This window comes from Nocardioides sp. LHD-245 (assembly GCF_030929495.1).
In the GTDB taxonomy this organism is placed as follows: domain Bacteria; phylum Actinomycetota; class Actinomycetes; order Propionibacteriales; family Nocardioidaceae; genus Nocardioides.
Genome location: NZ_JAVFWN010000010.1, coordinates 269,336 through 285,431, shown reverse-complemented (window position 1 = coordinate 285,431; position 16,096 = coordinate 269,336). Strand labels below are relative to the sequence as shown.

12 protein-coding genes are annotated in these 16,096 nt (G+C 73.1%); 6 read left to right on the top strand and 6 right to left on the bottom strand.

Features of this window, described 5'->3' with window-relative positions; genetic code table 11:
- Positions 1 to 159 precede the first annotated feature (159 nt).
- Positions 160 to 1,506 carry an NADP-specific glutamate dehydrogenase gene (gene gdhA / locus RB608_RS16320; RefSeq protein ID WP_308089097.1) on the bottom strand — a complete coding sequence of 449 codons (1,347 nt, stop codon included), beginning with the start codon at positions 1,504 to 1,506 and terminating at the stop codon, positions 160 to 162.
- Between the two features lie 197 nt (positions 1,507 to 1,703).
- Between gdhA and RB608_RS16315 the strand changes: the two genes are divergently transcribed.
- Positions 1,704 to 3,797 carry a molybdopterin oxidoreductase family protein gene (locus RB608_RS16315; RefSeq protein ID WP_308089094.1) on the top strand — a complete coding sequence of 698 codons (2,094 nt, stop codon included), beginning with the start codon at positions 1,704 to 1,706 and terminating at the stop codon, positions 3,795 to 3,797.
- A gap of 21 nt (positions 3,798 to 3,818) precedes the next feature.
- On the opposite strand, the gene RB608_RS16310 is transcribed toward RB608_RS16315, so the two are convergent.
- The 4 genes from RB608_RS16310 to RB608_RS16295 all read right to left on the bottom strand — a co-directional run bounded on the left by RB608_RS16310 (position 3,819) and on the right by RB608_RS16295 (position 7,471).
- Complete coding sequence (locus tag RB608_RS16310; protein WP_308089093.1) at positions 3,819 to 5,177, bottom strand: MFS transporter; 1,359 nt, start codon at positions 5,175 to 5,177, stop codon at positions 3,819 to 3,821.
- A 261-nt stretch (positions 5,178 to 5,438) separates the two neighbouring features.
- Entirely contained in the window at positions 5,439 to 5,681 is a 243-nt protein-coding gene (locus RB608_RS16305) for a hypothetical protein (protein ID WP_308089092.1), read from the bottom strand.
- Complete coding sequence (locus tag RB608_RS16300) at positions 5,678 to 5,926, bottom strand: ribbon-helix-helix domain-containing protein (RefSeq protein ID WP_308089091.1); 249 nt, start codon at positions 5,924 to 5,926, stop codon at positions 5,678 to 5,680. Before RB608_RS16300 ends, RB608_RS16305 begins: the two co-directional genes overlap by 4 nt.
- A gap of 51 nt (positions 5,927 to 5,977) precedes the next feature.
- Positions 5,978 to 7,471 carry a hypothetical protein gene (locus RB608_RS16295; protein ID WP_308089090.1) on the bottom strand — a complete coding sequence of 498 codons (1,494 nt, stop codon included), beginning with the start codon at positions 7,469 to 7,471 and terminating at the stop codon, positions 5,978 to 5,980.
- Between the two features lie 130 nt (positions 7,472 to 7,601).
- Between RB608_RS16295 and RB608_RS16290 the strand changes: the two genes are divergently transcribed.
- From RB608_RS16290 to RB608_RS16275, 4 genes are read left to right on the top strand one after another with little or no spacing between them, the layout of a single operon-like run.
- Complete coding sequence (locus RB608_RS16290) at positions 7,602 to 9,083, top strand: FAD-dependent oxidoreductase (RefSeq protein WP_308089089.1); 1,482 nt, start codon at positions 7,602 to 7,604, stop codon at positions 9,081 to 9,083.
- Between the two features lie 3 nt (positions 9,084 to 9,086).
- Positions 9,087 to 11,891 (top strand): nitrite reductase large subunit NirB, encoded by a 2,805-nt coding sequence (gene nirB / locus RB608_RS16285; RefSeq protein WP_308089088.1) that lies wholly within the window; start codon positions 9,087 to 9,089, stop codon positions 11,889 to 11,891.
- Positions 11,891 to 13,015 (top strand): uroporphyrinogen-III synthase, encoded by a 1,125-nt coding sequence (locus RB608_RS16280; protein ID WP_308089087.1) that lies wholly within the window; start codon positions 11,891 to 11,893, stop codon positions 13,013 to 13,015. Before nirB ends, RB608_RS16280 begins: the two co-directional genes overlap by 1 nt.
- Entirely contained in the window at positions 13,012 to 13,776 is a 765-nt protein-coding gene (locus RB608_RS16275; RefSeq protein ID WP_308089086.1) for a CbiX/SirB N-terminal domain-containing protein, read from the top strand. The genes RB608_RS16280 and RB608_RS16275 overlap by 4 nt, the downstream gene beginning before the upstream one ends.
- A 61-nt stretch (positions 13,777 to 13,837) precedes the next feature.
- On the opposite strand, the gene RB608_RS16270 is transcribed toward RB608_RS16275, so the two are convergent.
- Positions 13,838 to 15,721 carry a hypothetical protein gene (locus RB608_RS16270; protein WP_308089085.1) on the bottom strand — a complete coding sequence of 628 codons (1,884 nt, stop codon included), beginning with the start codon at positions 15,719 to 15,721 and terminating at the stop codon, positions 13,838 to 13,840.
- 127 nt (positions 15,722 to 15,848) lie between these two features.
- Between RB608_RS16270 and RB608_RS16265 the strand changes: the two genes are divergently transcribed.
- Complete coding sequence (locus tag RB608_RS16265; protein ID WP_308089084.1) at positions 15,849 to 16,046, top strand: hypothetical protein; 198 nt, start codon at positions 15,849 to 15,851, stop codon at positions 16,044 to 16,046.
- Positions 16,047 to 16,096 lie beyond the last annotated feature (50 nt).

The following is a 16,096-nucleotide window of genomic DNA, read 5'->3' as shown; positions in this document are numbered from 1 at the left end:
GCACACCAGCTCGAAGAACTGGTCCCACTGCTCCCACGATCGACACGAACCCCGCCCTGACAACGGTCTCATCGCAACGCTCCTCCAAGGTCACGTTGCTTCGACCCCTTGAACCCGCCGCCCCGAGCACGACCAATTCGGTAGGTGAACCGTCCGGACTCAGATGACGCCGAGCGCCAGCATCGCGTCCGCGACCTGGGTGAACCCCGCGATATTGGCACCGGCGACGTAGTTGCCCGGCGCGCCGTAGGTCTCGGCGGTCTCCAGGCAGCGGGCGTGGATGCCGACCATGATCTGCTCGAGCCGCTCCTCGGTGTGGGCGAAGCTCCACGAGTCGCGGGAGGCGTTCTGCTGCATCTCCAGCGCGCTGGTGGCCACGCCGCCGGCGTTCGCCGCCTTGCCCGGCGCGAACGCGACGCCCGCGTCGGTGAGGACCTTCACGGCCTCCGGCGTGCAGGGCATGTTGGCGCCCTCGGCGACGACCGTGCAGCCGTTGCGGACCAGCGTGAGGGCGTGCTCGCCGTCCAGCTCGTTCTGGGTGGCGCAGGGGAGCGCGATGTCGCAGGGGACGTCCCAGACCGAGGTGGTGGGGCTGCCGGCGACGAAGCGCGCTGACTCCCGCGCCCCGGCGTACGCCGACAGCCGCTCGCGGCGGACCTCCTTGACCTCCTTCAGCAGGTCGAGGTCGAGCCCCTTCTCGTCGACGACGTACCCGCTCGAGTCGGAGCAGGCGACGACGATCGCGCCGAGCTCGGCGGCCTTCTCGGCGGCGTAGATCGCGACATTGCCGGAGCCCGACACGACGACCGTCTTGCCCTCGAAGGAGCTCTTGCGGGCCTTGAGGATCTCGTTGGCGAAGAAGACCGTGCCGTAGCCGGTGGCCTCGGTGCGGACCAGGGAGCCGCCCCAGCCGATGCCCTTGCCGGTGAGGACGCCGGACTCGTAGCGGTTGGTGATCCGCTTGTACTGGCCGAACAGGTAGCCGATCTCGCGGCCGCCGACGCCGATGTCGCCGGCGGGGACGTCGGTGTACTCGCCGATGTGGCGGTAGAGCTCGGTCATGAACGACTGGCAGAAGCGCATCACCTCGGCGTCGCTGCGACCCTTCGGGTCGAAGTCCGAGCCGCCCTTGCCGCCGCCGATGGGCATGCCGGTGAGGGCGTTCTTGAAGATCTGCTCGAAGCCGAGGAACTTGACGATGCCGAGGTAGACCGAGGGGTGGAAGCGCAGGCCGCCCTTGTACGGGCCGAGCGCGGAGTTGAACTCCACCCGGAAGCCGCGGTTGAGCTGGACCTGCCCGGCGTCGTCGACCCACGGCACCCGGAAGATGATCTGGCGCTCGGGCTCGCACACGCGGCGGATGATCGCGGCGTCGGCGTACTCGGGGTGACGGGCGACGACCGGACCCAGGCTGTCCAGCAGCTCGCGCGTCGCCTGGTGGAACTCCGATTCGCCGGGATTCCGGGCCAGGATCTCGTCGAAGATCGGCTGCAGGGTCGGGTTCAGATCGTTCACGATGCTCCTTCGGACGCACGAGGACACCGCCCACAACGCTGTGGTGATGTATCTCGGAAGTTCCTAGCGTCTCATCTCCGTGACCATTCCGTGGACAGCGGGTCCTCCGGTGAGACCGTGAGGACTCGTTGACACGGGATGGCGGCGGCGCTCCCCGGCGCGAAATGCGGGTGCCGTGGAATCGGCTCATGCCCACGCCCGCCACCCCCACCCACTGCCCCTACTGCAGCCTGCAGTGCGGGATGACGGTCGCCCGTGCGGGCCGGGTCGGCGTCGAGATCGGCACCTGGAACGAGTTCCCGGTCAACGCCGGCGCGCTGTGCCGCAAGGGGTGGACGGCAGGTGGTCTGCGCGGCAGCCGGGAGCGGCTCACGACGCCGCTGGTGCGCGACCCGGACACCGGTGAGCTGCGCGCCGCGGACTGGGACGAGGCGCTGGATCTGGTCGCGGCCCGGCTCCGGGCGCTGCAGGAGGCGCACGGCAGGGACGCGGTCGCCGTCTTCGGCGGGGGTGGGCTGACCAACGAGAAGGCCTACCTGCTCGGCAAGTTCGCCCGGGTCGCCCTCGGCACCAGCCAGATCGACTACAACGGCCGCTGGTGCATGAGCTCGGCGGCCAGCGCCGCCAACCTGGCCTTCGGCATCGACCGCGGCCTGCCGTTCCCGCTGGCCGACGTCGAGGACGCCGACGTCGTCGTCCTCGTCGGCTCCAACCTCGCCGAGACCATGCCGCCCGCGGCGCGCCACCTCGACCGGCTCCGCGAGCGCGGCGGCCGCGTGGTGGTCGTCGACCCGCGGCGCACCCCGACCGCCGAGCGGGCCGACCTCTTCCTGCAGCCCGTGCCCGGCGGCGATCTCGCCCTCGCGCTGGGCGTGCTGCACCTGCTCGACGCGCGGGGTGCCGTGGACGAGGTCTACGTCGCGACGCGGACGACCGGCTTCGACGACGTACGCCGGGCGGCTGCGGCGTGGTGGCCGGAGCGGGTCGAGCGGGCCACCGGCATCGCCGCCGACGAGCTCCACGCCCTGGTCGACCTGCTCGCCGGCGCCGCGCGGGTGATGGTGCTGACCGCCCGCGGCGCGGAACAGCACGCCCAGGGCACCGCCACGGTGCTGGCCTGGATCGACGTCGCCCTGGCGCTGGGCATGCCGGGCCGGCCGTACGCCGGCTACGGCTGCCTCACCGGCCAGGGCAACGGGCAGGGCGGGCGCGAGCACGGCCAGAAGGCCGACCAGCTGCCCGGCTACCGGATGATCGACGATCCGGCCGCGCGCGCCCATGTCGCGAGGGTGTGGGGCGTGCCACCGGAGAACCTGCCGGGCAAGGGGCGCTCGGCGTACGAGCTCCTGGAGTCGCTCGGTGACGGGGGCGGCCCCAGGGCGCTGCTCGTCCACGGCTCCAATCCCGTGGTCTCGGCGCCCAACGCCACGCGGATCACCCGGCGTCTGGAGTCCCTCGACCTGCTCGTCGTCTGCGACCTCGTCCTGTCCGAGACCGCGGCACTCGCCGATGTGGTCCTCCCGGTCACCCAGTGGGCCGAGGAGACCGGCACCATGACCAACCTCGAGGGGCGGGTCGTCCTGCGCCGCCAGGCGGTCGCTCCGCCGGAGGGAGTGCGCAGCGACCTCGACGTCATCGCCGGGCTGGCGTCCCGGCTGGGCTCCTCGGCCGGGTTCCCCACCGACCCGGAGGAGGTCTTCGCCGAGCTGGGCCGGGCCTCCGCGGGTGGCCGGGCCGACTACTCGGGCATCAGCTACGCCCGGATCGTCGCGGAGCACGGCGTCTTCTGGCCCTGTCCCTCCACCCCTGAAGGTCAGGCACCGCACCCCGGCACGCCCCGGCTCTTCGCGGACTCCTTCGCCACGCCTGACGGCCGGGCCCGCTTCGTCGTGCCGGAGTACGTCGGCCCCGCAGAGGAGCCCGACCCGTCGTACCCGGTGCACCTGACCACGGGCCGGGTGCTGGCGCAGTACCAGTCCGGCGCCCAGACCCGGCGGATCCGCGAGCTCGCCGACGACGGCCCGTTCGTCGAGCTGCACCCGACGCTCGCCGACCGGATCGGCGCGGCCGACGGCCGGCCGGTGGTGGTCCGCACCCGCCGCGGCGAGTTGCGGGCACCCGCCCGGGTGGTCGCCACCATCCGCCCGGACACGGTCTTCGTGCCCTTCCACTGGGTCGGCGCCAACCGGCTCACCAACGACGCCCTCGACCCGGTCAGCCGGATGCCGGAGTTCAAGGTGTGCGCGGCCCAGGTGCTGGTGCCGTCGTCCGGGCGGCCCTGAGGTGCCTGCCCGATCGCCCGCTCAGACCGTGCGCACGCAGGTGCACTGGGCGGCGGCGAGCATGCCCTCGGCCGCCTCGGCCTCGGTCGCCCGGATCCGCCCGGCGCCGGCGAGGGCCGGCTCCCGCTGAGCGCTCTCGACCGGGACCTCGACCGGCGTGACTTCCACCGGCACCCCCTCCGGTACGCCGACCGGGCGGGTCCACAGCAGTCGCGCCGCGACCGCGCCGCCCGCCGCCAGGACCAGCAGGATCGACCAGGCGGTGGTCAGGCTGACGCCGGTGCCGACCCAGCCGGCCACGGGATAGGTGACCAGCCAGGCCAGGTGCGACAGCGAGAACTGGGCGGCGAACAGCTTCGGCAGCGCGTCCGGGGTCGCCGAGCCGCGCAGCACCCGGCCGGTCGGGGTGACGATCAGCGCCATGCCGCCGCCGACGGCGACCCAGATCGCGCCGGTGACCCACCACGAGCTCAGCCCGGTCGCCGTCATCGCCAGGGCGCCCGTGACGGCGGCCACGAGGACGGCCGATCCGGTCATCATCACCGTGCGGTCCGCGACCCGGTCGAGGACCCGGGGCAGGGCCACCGCGACGAGGAGGGTGCCGCCGCCCGAGGCGGCCAGCATCCAGGCCACGTCGGCCTGATCGCCGCCGAGGACGTCGCGCACGTAGTTGACGGTGTTGACCACGACGATCGCGCCGGCGGAGGCCACGACCAGGTTGAGCGCCATGACCCCGCGCAGGCGGGGTGTGCGGGCGAAGCTCTGGATCCCCGACGCGATCCGCTCCCAGGCCTTCGCGCCGCCCGTCGGGCGCGCGTCGGGGATCGCGGTGGACATGACCAGGACGGCGGAGACGGCGAAGCCCAGCGAGGTGCCGACGAACAACCGGTCGAACGACATGAAGGTCAGCGCTACGGCCGCGAGCACCGGGCTCAGCAGGCTCTCCATCGTGTAGGCGACCTGGGACGCCGAGAGCGCCCGCGTGTACTGCGCCTCCTCGGTGACGATGTCGGGGATGACGGCCTGGAAGGTCGGGGTGAACGCCGCGGACGCCGACTGCAGCAGGGCGATCAGCACGTAGATGTGCCAGACCTCGCTGACGAATGGCAGCGCCAGGACCACGCCGGCGCGGACCACGTCGAGCAGGGCCAGGAAGAGCTTGCGGGGGAGGCGGTCGACGAATGCCGCCGCGAGCGGCGCGATGACGACGTAGAGCACCATCTTGATGGTGAGCGCGGTGCCGAGGACCGCGCCGGCGTCCCGGCCGGCCAGGTCGTAGGCGAGGAGGCCGAGCGCGACGGTCGCCAGCCCGGTGCCGAAGAGGGCGATGACCTGCGCGGCGAACAGGCGGCGGAAGTCGCGGATCGCGAACAGGCTCACAGCGGTCTCCTTTCCGCGGTGCGGAGTCTCGGACTATACCCCCAAGGGGTATCGAGTCGGCGCAACGGAGCCCTGTTGTCGGCTATTCCTCTCCGCCACCCGATGTGACGGAGGCGACCCCGGTCGGCTCGCGTCAGCGCCGCTGCCAGATGTGGAAGTCGTCGTACGCCGCCTGCTCGCGGCCATGCCTGCGTGGATGACTCGCCTCGCGAGCCAAGGCGTAGGGGTCCGGCGCCGCGAACGGATGCCTGCCAGCGATCGTCAGGGTTCGAGCAGGTCGAGGTAGGAGCGCCGGGCCTTCATGGCGTGGATCAGGAGCTCGCCCCCGCTGTCGAATCGCAGTACGACCAACTCGAGCAGCCGGCCGCTCCGATCGAATCCGAGCCGTAGTTGTCGAGACGGCATGTCCTCGTCCAGATCGCTGACGAAGACGGCGGACCGGGCGGCGTGGACGGCGTCGGCCGGATCGACGCCGTGCTTGAGCGCGGCGTCGTGAACGTTCACGCGACGTAGGCGCGGATCGCTGCTCGGATCGCCTCGGAGCGGCTGACGTGGTCCTTCTCTGCGCGCTCGGAGAGCGCCGACAAGAGGGTCTCGTCGATGCGGACCGGCACGACCTGGCCCGGTCCGTCGCCGACGGGCCTGCGTCCGCGCTTGCGGAGTCGGTCGACGTCGTATCCGCGCTCGGCCTCGTCGGCCCACTCCTGGACGTCCTGGTCGGTCACCGGGACGCCGTTGATCTTCTCCACCAGATAATCGTAATACGAAAATGGTCTGGATCAAGGCCCGGTCGGCTCGCGTCAGCGCCGCTGCCAGATGTGGAAGTCGTCGTACGCCGCCTGCTCGCGGTAGTGCTCGACGAAGTAGTCCTGCACCCCGCTCGCGTCGACGCCCCAGGTGGCGAGGCTGGCGCCGGAGACCACGACCCAGCGCGGCGCGTCCGGACCGGTCAGGACGGCCCGCAGCTCGGTGAGCTCGGGGTCGAGGACCCGGACGGGCAGGCTCCACAGGTGCTCGTACGGGCTGGACAGCCCGCTGCCGACCACGATGTCGGGGCGTCCGAAGGCGATCACGACGCCGTCGCCGGGCGCGGCGTGGTCGCGCAGGTAGTGCGCGATCTTCGCGTCGAGCGCGATCGCCGGGTTGGCGGGGTTGATCAGCTGCTCGGTCCAGGCCGCCCCGGTGGCGACGAGGGCCAGCCCGAGACAGACGGTCAGCATCCGACGGACCCGTGCGGTGGGGCCGACCAGGCAGGCCAGCACCACGATGCCCGGGACCAGCCCGGTCAGGTAGTGCAGCCAGTAGCTGCCGCCCGCCACCACGCCGACCAGCTCCCACCCGGCCAGGGCGAGCCCGGCCACCGCGAGCGGCGCGCCGCGCGGCCGGTCCCGGATCGCGTCGCGGGCGTTGAGGAAGGCCACCGTGCCCAGGGTGAGCGCGGCGCCGCTGGCGAGGAAGGCGAGGGTGAGCAGGAGCATCCGGTGCGAGGTGTTGGCACTAGCCGCCGTGTCGATCACCTCACCGGCGCGGATCCGGAAGACCACGACGGCCCGCCAGAGGTCGGCGGGGGAGGTGCCGCGCTCGGCCGCCGAGGCGAGGGTGGCGGCCAGGACGACGACCGCGCCGGCCGCGAAGGACCCGGCGAGCCGGCCGAGCCCGGTCACCCGACCACGGCACAGGAACATCAGCACGAGCGCGAACCCGAAGACGTCCACGACGTTCTGCTTGACCAGGGCGGCGGCCATCCCCGCCGCGCCGGCCCCGGCGGCGAGCAGGAGCGGGCGGCGCCCGGCCGGCATCGACAGCGCCGCGACCAGAGCGACCACGCCGAGCATCACGAACGGCGCCGCGAGCAGCTCGCCGTTGGTCTCCGGCATACCGAGCAGGGGGCTGGACAGCAGCGCCGCGGCGAGGACGGGGACGGCGCGGGTCGTCCAGCGCGTGCCGGGGCTCGCCAGCTGCGCGGCGAGCAGGCCCGCGAGCAGGACAACCACCGCGCTCGCCACGCCGCCGAGCACCATCACCGCCGGAGCGGACACGCCGTCGTCGCCGAGCCCGACCGGGCCGAGCCGGGCGGCCGCGCGGAAGATCCAGATCAGCAGGGGCGGCCGGTCGACCCAGTGGTCGCCGTACAGCGAGCTGCCGTGGTCCCACTGCCGCCCGACGGTGAGGAAGCCGGACGCGTCGGACGCGAGCGGCGTGCGCAGGAACGGGAGCCACGCGGCGAACGCCACCAGCGCGGCGACGTAGGTGGCCCGCGACACGCGCACGTCACGTGGGGCGGGCCTCAGCATGGCCCCGACGCTAGTCGGGCTCCCCGAAGGAGGAGGAAGGAGCCGGCGCGGTGAGGCCGTGAGGACTCGTTGACATCGGCGTGCGAGCCGAGCGCCCGGCGCGAAACGTCGGTGACCTTCGATGGATCCCGTGACCAGCCGACCGCACGCCGCCGCACCGCGCCGGCGGTTGGTCGTCGTCGGCTCCGGCATGGCCGCGACCCGGCTGGTCGAGGAGCTGGTGGCCCGGCGGGCACCGGACCGGATGGACATCACCGTCCTCGGCGACGAGCACGCGCCGCCGTACAACCGGATCCTGCTCTCCGCCGTCCTCGAGGGAACCCACCGGTCGGAGGCGCTGACGCTGCGCGCCCCGGAGTGGTACGCCGGCCACGGCGTCGACCTGCGCCTCGGCGCCCGCGTCCTCGGCGTCGACCGCGAGCGTCGGGACGTCATGCTCGTCGACGGGACCTTGGTGGAGTACGACGTCCTGGTCCTCGCGACCGGCAGCATCCCGTCGCTGCCGCCGATCCGCGGCCTGGTCCGGATGGACGGCTCGCTGCACGAGGCGGTGCACGCCTTCCGCTCCCTCGACGACTGCGCCCGCCTGGTGGCCGCGCTGCCGGGGAGCAGGCGCGCCGTCGTCGTCGGGGGCGGACTGCTCGGGCTGCAGGTGGCGCAGGCCCTGGGGGTGCGCGGGATCAGGACCGAGGTGGTCGAGGGCGCCGAGCACCTGCTCCACCGGCAGGTCAGCGCTCCCGCGGGACGGATCCTGGCCCGGGACCTGACGAAGCTCGGTGTGGCGGTCTACACCGGCGCGCGGGCCGTCCGGCTCGTCGACGGCCCCGGCGGCCCCGCGCTGCGCCTCGACAACGGCATCGCCCTCGACACCGACCTCGTCGTGCTCACCGCCGGCGGCCGGCCCTCGACGGCCCTGGCGCGCCGCGCCGGGCTCGCGGTGCGGTGCGGCATCGTCGTCGACGACCGGCTCGCCAGTGTCACCGACCCGGCCGTCCACGCGCTCGGCGACTGCGCCGAGACCGTCGCCTCCGACGGGCGCGGCCGCACGACCGGCTTCGTGTCGCCCGCCTGGGAGCAGGCCGGGGTCCTCGCGGGGGTCCTCTGCGACGAGGACGTGACGTACGACGGCGCGCGGATCGTCGCGCGGCTGCGGGCCACCGACCTCGAGGTCGCCGTGCTCGGCGACGTCGCGACCGAGCTGGCCGCGGGCGGGGAGGTGGTCGAGGTCGCGAACCCGGTCGCGGGATCGCACCGGCGCCTCGTCGTACGAGACGGCCGGATCGCGGCCGCCGCCCTGGTCGGCGACCTGTCCCGGATCGGCCTGATCACCCAGCACTTCGACCGGCGAACCGTCCTCGGGCCGCACGAGCCCGGTGATCTGCTCCTGCCGGAGCGACCCCGGGGCGGCGGCAACGGAGCCGTCGACCTGCCCGACGACGCCGAGGTGTGCGCCTGCGCCGGCGTCGCCGCCGGCCGGATCCGTGCCTGCTCCTCGCTGGAGCAGGTCCGCGACACCACCCGCGCGACCACCGGCTGCGGTGGCTGCGCCAGCACGGTGCGCCGGCTGCTCGGCAGCCGGCCCGCCCTCGCCACCGCCCAGAAGGGAACCTGACCCATGAACCAGCGCAGGCAACTGGTGGTCGTCGGCCACGGCATGGTCGGCCACCGCTTCGTCCAGGCGGCGATCGAGCGCGGGCTCACCGAGACCCACGACATCACGATCCTCGGCGAGGAGCCGCGCCCGGCGTACGACCGGGTCGCCCTGACCTCGTTCTTCGAGCGGGGCGGGGAGGCGCTCTCCCTGCTCCCCGGCGGTGCGTACGACGACCCGCGGGTCCGCCTGCGTCTGGGCGCCGAGGTCGTGGCGATCTCCCCGCGCCAGCGGGTGATCACCCTCGCCGGCGGCGACGACCTGCACTACGACGAGCTGGTGCTGGCGACCGGCGCGGTCCCGTTCGTGCCACCGGTGCCGGGCAAGGACCTGAAGAACGTCTTCGTCTACCGCACCATCGAGGACCTGGAGGCGATCCGCGCGGCGTCGCGGAAGGCCAAGGTCGGCGCGGTCATCGGCGGCGGCCTGCTCGGCCTGGAGGCGGCCAACGCGCTGCACCAGCTGGGCCTGGAGACCCACGTCGTCGAGCTCGCGCCGCGGCTGATGGCGGTGCAGATCGACGACGCCGCGGGCTCCACGCTCAACCGGCACATCGAGACCCTCGGCCTCACCGTGCACACCGGCGCGCTGACCGAGGCGGTCCTCGGCAAGGACAGGGTCACCGGCCTGGCGCTCAAGGACCGCAACCCGATCGACGTCGACCTCGTCGTCTTCTCCGCCGGCATCCGGCCCCGCGACGCGCTGGGCCGGGCCGCCGACCTCGCCATCGCCGAGCGCGGCGGCATCCTGGTCGACGAGCACTGCCGCACCAGCGACGAGCACATCTGGGCGATCGGTGAGTGCGCCGCGCCGGGCGGGCGGATGTACGGCCTGGTCGCGCCGGGCTACGCGATGGCCGAGGTCGTCGTGGACGCCCTGCTCGGCGGCGCGGCCGGCTCCTTCACCGGCGCCGACATGTCGACCAAGCTCAAGCTGCTCGGCGTCGACGTCGCGTCCTTCGGCGACGCGTTCGCCACCGACGAGGACGCCCTCGAGGTCGTGTACGCCGACGCCGTGGCCGGCGTCTACAAGAAGCTCGTGGTCAAGGAGCTCACGAGCGGCGGCTACGAGCTGCTGGGCGGCATCCTGGTCGGCGACGCGTCGTCGTACGGCGTGCTGCGTCCGCTGGTGGGCTCCGGCATCGAGCTGCCCGACAACCCGGAGGAGCTGATCCTCCCGGCGGCCCGGGGCGGCGGGCTCGAGCTGGGGCTGCCGGACGACGCGCAGGTCTGCTCGTGCAACAACGTGACGAAGGCCGAGATCGTCGCGGCCGTCTCCGATGACGCGACGCTCAACGACGGCGGCCCGTGCACCGACGCGGGCTGTGTCACCGCCTGCACCAAGGCGGGATCCACCTGCGGCTCGTGCAAGAGCGTGGTGAAGAAGATCGTCGAGGACCACTTCGCGGCGTCCGGCAAGGTCATCGACAGGTCCCTGTGCGAGCACTTCGCGATGACCCGGCAGGAGCTCTTCGAGGTCGTCGCCGTGCACGGCTACAACCGTTTCGACGACATCGTCGAGGGCCACGGCAGGGGCCGCGGCTGCGACATCTGCAAGCCCGCCGTCGCCTCGATCCTGGCCAGCCTGCTCAACCACCACGTCCTCGACGGCGCCAACGCGACCCTGCAGGACACCAATGACGCCTACCTCGCCAACCTGCAACGCAACGGCACCTACTCCGTCGTCCCCCGCATCCCGGGCGGCGAGATCACGCCCGACCGCCTGATCGTGATCGGCGAGGTGGCCCGGGACTACGGCCTCTACACCAAGATCACCGGCGGCCAGCGGATCGACCTGTTCGGCGCCAGGAAGGACGACCTGCCGGCGATCTGGAAGCGCCTGGTCGACGCCGGCATGGAGTCCGGCCACGCCTACGGCAAGTCGTTGCGGACGGTGAAGTCGTGCGTCGGCTCGACCTGGTGCCGCTACGGCGTCCAGGACTCCGTCGCCCTGGCGATCGAGCTGGAGCTGCGCTACCGCGGCCTGCGCTCGCCCCACAAGATCAAGGGCGGCGTCTCCGGCTGCGCCCGCGAGTGCGCGGAGGCGCGCGGCAAGGACTTCGGGGTCATCGCGACCGAGAAGGGCTGGAACCTCTACGTCGGCGGCAACGGCGGCGCCGTGCCCGCGCACGCCCAGCTGCTCGCCGGCGACCTGTCCCGCGAGGAGCTGATCCGCTACCTCGACCGCTACCTCATGTACTACGTCCGCACCGCCGACCGGCTGCAGCGCACGGCGTCCTGGATGGACGAGATCGGCGGGCTGGAGCGGGTGCGCGAGGTGGTGGTCGACGACCGCCTCGGGCTCGGCGACGAGCTGGAGGCGGCCATGGCCCGGCACGTGGACTCGTACTTCGACGAGTGGCAGGCGACGATCGACGACCCGGTCAAGCTCGCCCGTTTCGTCTCGTTCGTCAATGCCCCCGACCAGCCGGAGATCTGCCGGATCGACCAGATCGCCCGCGAGTCCGGGGTGTCCGCGCTGATCGACGGGGAGGCGGTCGCCGTCTTCCGCACCAATGACGACGAGCTGTTCGCGCTCTCCGACGTCGACCCGCGCGGCGGCGCCGCGGTGCTCTCCCGCGGCATCGTCGGGACCCGGACGGTGGCCGGCGAGGAGGTGCCCTTCGTGGCGAGTCCGCTGTTCAAGCACCACTTCGACCTGCGCACCGGCGTGTGCCTGGACGACATGAGCCTCGCGGTGCCGACGTACGACGTCGGTGTGGTCGACGGCGTTGTGGTGGTCGGCGCGCGACGCGAGAGAATCGGATAGTGGTCGATCTCCCCCTGTCCGGCTTCACCATCGGTGTGACGGCGGCGCGCCGTGCCGAGGAGCAGATCGCGCTGCTGGAGCGGCGCGGCGCCTCGGTGATCCACGCGCCGGCGCTGTCGGTCGACCCCAACCGGATCGACGAGCCCGCCCTGCGCGCCGCGACCGAGCAGGTGCTCGCCCAGCCGGCGGACATCTTCGTCGCGACCACCGGCATCGGCCTGAGATCCTGGTTCACCGCGGCCGAGCGCTGGGGGCTGCTGGCCGACCTCACCACCCACCTCGGCGGCGCGGAGATCCTGGCCCGGGGGCCCAAGAGCGTCGGGGCGCTGCGCCGGTTCGGGCTGCGCGAGCTGTGGGCGCCGGAGTCGGAGGAGTTCGAGGACGTCCTGGCGCACCTGCGCGGGCGCGACCTCCGGGGCCGGCGGATCGTCGTCCAGGAGCACGGCCAGTCGCTCTCCCTCGCGGCGCACGCGCTGCGCCGGCTGGGCGCCGACGTCACCACGGTCGCCGTCTACCGCGTCGAGGGCGCGGCCGACCCGGAGCCGATGTTCGGGCTGATCGAGGCCGTCGCCGAGCGCCGGGTGCACGCGGTGACCTTCACCGCCGCCCCGGCGATCGCCGCGATGATGGAGGCCGCCGGGACGACCGGACACCGCGACCAGGTCGTCGGCGCCTTCCAGGCCGACGTGGTCGCCTCCTGCGTCGGACCGGTCACTGCCGCCGCCTTCGAGATGTGGGGCGTGCCGTCGATCCATCCCGACCGCTCCCGCCTCGCCGCCATGGTCAAGCAGCTCGAGGTCGAGCTGCCGTCCCGCGCCGCCGGCACCTCCCTCGACGTCGCCGGCCACACCCTGCTCCTGCACGGCGACCTGGGCGATCGCGGCGTGCTCCTCGACGGCGTCGAGGTGCGGCTCTCACCCGCCCCGTACGCCGTCCTCCAGGCCCTTCTCGTCAACCCCGGGACCGTCGTCGCCCGCCGGGACCTCCTCGCCGCCCTCCCCTCCGGCACCGCCGGCTCCGAGCACGCCGTCGAGATGGCGGTGGCCCGGCTCCGCGCCGCCCTCGGCACCCGCTGCATCCAGACCGTGGTCAAGCGCGGCTACCGGCTGGCCGTCACCCCATGAGGTCGGATCCGGGCGTAACGTCATTCGTTCCGTGGGCTCTCACCCACAGAACGAATGACGCTACGCCCGCACCCCACCTGGTCACCGTCGCCCACGGCACCCGCACGGCCGCGGGCAACGAGGTGGCCCGGGAGCTGACCGCCGCGGCCGCGCGCCGCCTCGGCTGGCCCGCCACGACGTCGTACGTCGAGCTGTGTGCGCCGTCGTTCGCCGACGTCGTCATGGAGGCAGCGGAGTTCGCCGCTCCGACCGTCGCGGTCCCGCTGCTGCTGTCGACCGGCTACCACCTGCGCCAGGACCTGCCCGCCGCCGTCGGGGGAGCCGGTCGCGACGACGTCCACCTCGGCCGGGCGCTCGGCCCCGACCGCCTCCTCGCCGTCGCCCAGGTCGACCGGCTCCACGCGGCCGGCGCCCGCCCCGGACAGCCCGTCGTCATGGTCGCCGCCGGCTCGAACGACCCGGCCGCGACGGCCGACCTCGCCGCGGCCGCGCACCTGCTCGGCCAGGCCTGGGGCGCGCCGGTCCGGTTGGCGACCCTGGCCGGCCGCGGTCTCCGCCCCGACGAGGTCGTCCGGCCGGGGGATGCCGTGTCGCCGTACCTCCTCGCCACGGGCCACTTCCACCGCAGGGCCCGTCGCGACGCGTACGCCGCCGGCGCGCAGGTCGTCGCCGACGTCCTCGGCGCGCACCCACGGGTCGTGGACCTGGTGGTCGAGCGTGCCCGCGCGCTCGCACGGGCCGCAACGCGGATCTCGGCGTGATCGACCGGCCTGATCGAGCGGCCTGATCGAGCGGCCTGACCCCGGCCCGATGGACCGGGCGTCAGTCGTCGAAGGTGAGGCGGAGCACGATCCGCTGCCGCTCGCCGGCGTCGCTCAACGTCATGCCGACGGTGTCGAGCGGTGCCAGGTCGGCGGGGGCGAGGTCGCCGTCGTCGAGCTGCGCTGTCCAGTCACCCTGGTCGAAGTCGGCGTAGGTGATGGTCAGGGCGCGGTCGGCGTCGGGCACGGCCTTCGCGAAGCGCTCCGAGTCGCCGAGCGTCCCGCTCGCCTTCGCGACCCGCTCGACGAACGCGCGGTCGGCGCCGACCACCACGGCATCGCCGGCGCGGACCGATGGCAGGAAGTCCGCCCCGCCCATCGCGGCGCGCACCTTCTCCAACGCGGCCTCGATCTTCGCGACGTCTCCCGTGATCCGCGCCGCGATCGGTGCGTCGCCGGACACGCCGTCGAAGTCGAACGCGTCCTCGAAACCGGGACCGGCCACGAACGCCACGGTGTCCCCGCCGAGGTCCTCGAGATCCTCGGGGGTGAGGCCCGTGGCCTTCTCGAAGCCGGCCAGCAGCTTCTCCGGCTTGCCTCCGAAGGCCATCGGTCCGTCGGTGATCGCCTGCTCCGCCCAGCCTTCGGCGAAGCCACCGCCGAAGGCCAGTGCGGCATCGTCCGGGAGACCGGAGATCGCCGCCAGTGCGTCGGTGCCGTCGTAGCGGTCCGCGGGTCCGGTCAGCAGCGGGTCCGCGACGATCTCCAGCTCCAGGGCGCCGTCGTCGAACCGCGCGACCCCGCCCAGTCCGGTGAATCCGGCCAACCGGTCGCGGACCGCATCGGGGATCGGGATCGAGAAGTCCTCCATGAACTGGTCGTCGTCGAACTCGGGGAGCTCGGGGAGCTCGTCCTCGGGGAGCGCGAGGTCGTCATCACCCGCGACTCCGCCGCTCCCCGGCTGGTCCGCATAGAACGCGTCCATCTCGTCCATCAGCTGCTCCTGCTCGGCGGCGGAGAGCTTGTCGAGGTCGTCCATCCGCTTCCACAGTCGCCTCTCCTCGGGCGACATCCCGTCCTCGAAGCCGTCCTCCGAACCGACCTCGAGGCCCTCCTCGAGGTCCTCCTCGAAGTCCGTGCCGACAGAGGCGAAGGTCGTGAACGCCATCAGCAGGTCGACTGGATCGGACGACGACAGTCCGAACGGCATGGTGAGGAGGAGCGACAGGAACGGCTCCTCCTCCACGGCGTCCAGCAGTGCCTGCCCGGCTTCAGGGGCGGCGTACAGCGTGAGTACACCTGTCTCGCCCGCGGCCGAGGTCAGCTCCTGGAAGTCGGCGTCGTCGCCGAGGCGCGCTCGACCGCCGTCCGCGACGACCGCCCGGGCGACCTCGTCGGTGCGGGCGAGCACGGCCCAGTCGTCGCCGAGTGCGTACCCGACCTCGTCGCCGCAGTTCGCCACCGCCTTGTCCAGGCCGCTGCGTGCCTCGTCCGGGTCGTCGACCTGGACCACGGCCACGGGCTCCGGCACGCCCGTACCGTCCCGCGGCACCAGGGCCAGGGCGGCCCGGTCGCCCGCCCAGTCCGCCAGGTCGTCGTACCGGAGGTCGCAGCCGCTCTCGGCGGTCACCCGGTCGAGCAGCGAGCCGCGCAGGTCGTCCTGACTGTTCAGGCCGAGGTGCTTCGCGATGCTCGGGAACCGCTTCAGGGTCCGATAGGCCCCGATCTTCTGCCCACCCGGCGGGTCGAGATCGAGGCCGACATAGGCGAGCGTGTCGGCCGGCAGGACTTCGGAGGCCTGGGGTCCCTGGGCGAGCCAGTCCTGCCAGGCCCAGCCGCCGGCGCCGATCACCGCGACCACCCCGACCGTGCCGGCCACGGCGGCGACCCGACGCCTCCTGCCCGGGCGGGGAGTGGTCGGAGGCGACGGCGCGATCTCGGTCATGGGATGACCGTAGGGGCCTCCCCGCCGTCCCGGGGAAGGTTCTCCGGAACTCGCGGCCGCATCGTCTACCGTCGAGAACGATGGCGCCTGCTTCCGGGCGTCCGCCGCCAGGTGAGAGGAGCCCGTCATGACCGAGGCATGGGAGGGCGTGGTCGTGAAGAAGTCGCGCGGTCTGTACGACGGCGCGAACATGTACCGCCGCCTGAAGGTCCGCACCAGCGACGGGTCGGTGGTCAAGGCCCGGGTCGACCGGGATCTGTGGGACCTCGTCGCGGTCGGCGACACCGTGCGTCGGGCGGCCGACGGGTCCGTCGCGAAGATCTGACGCCAAGCGCGTCGCAAGCCCACCGCAAGCGCCCCCGGCGACCCTCGGGG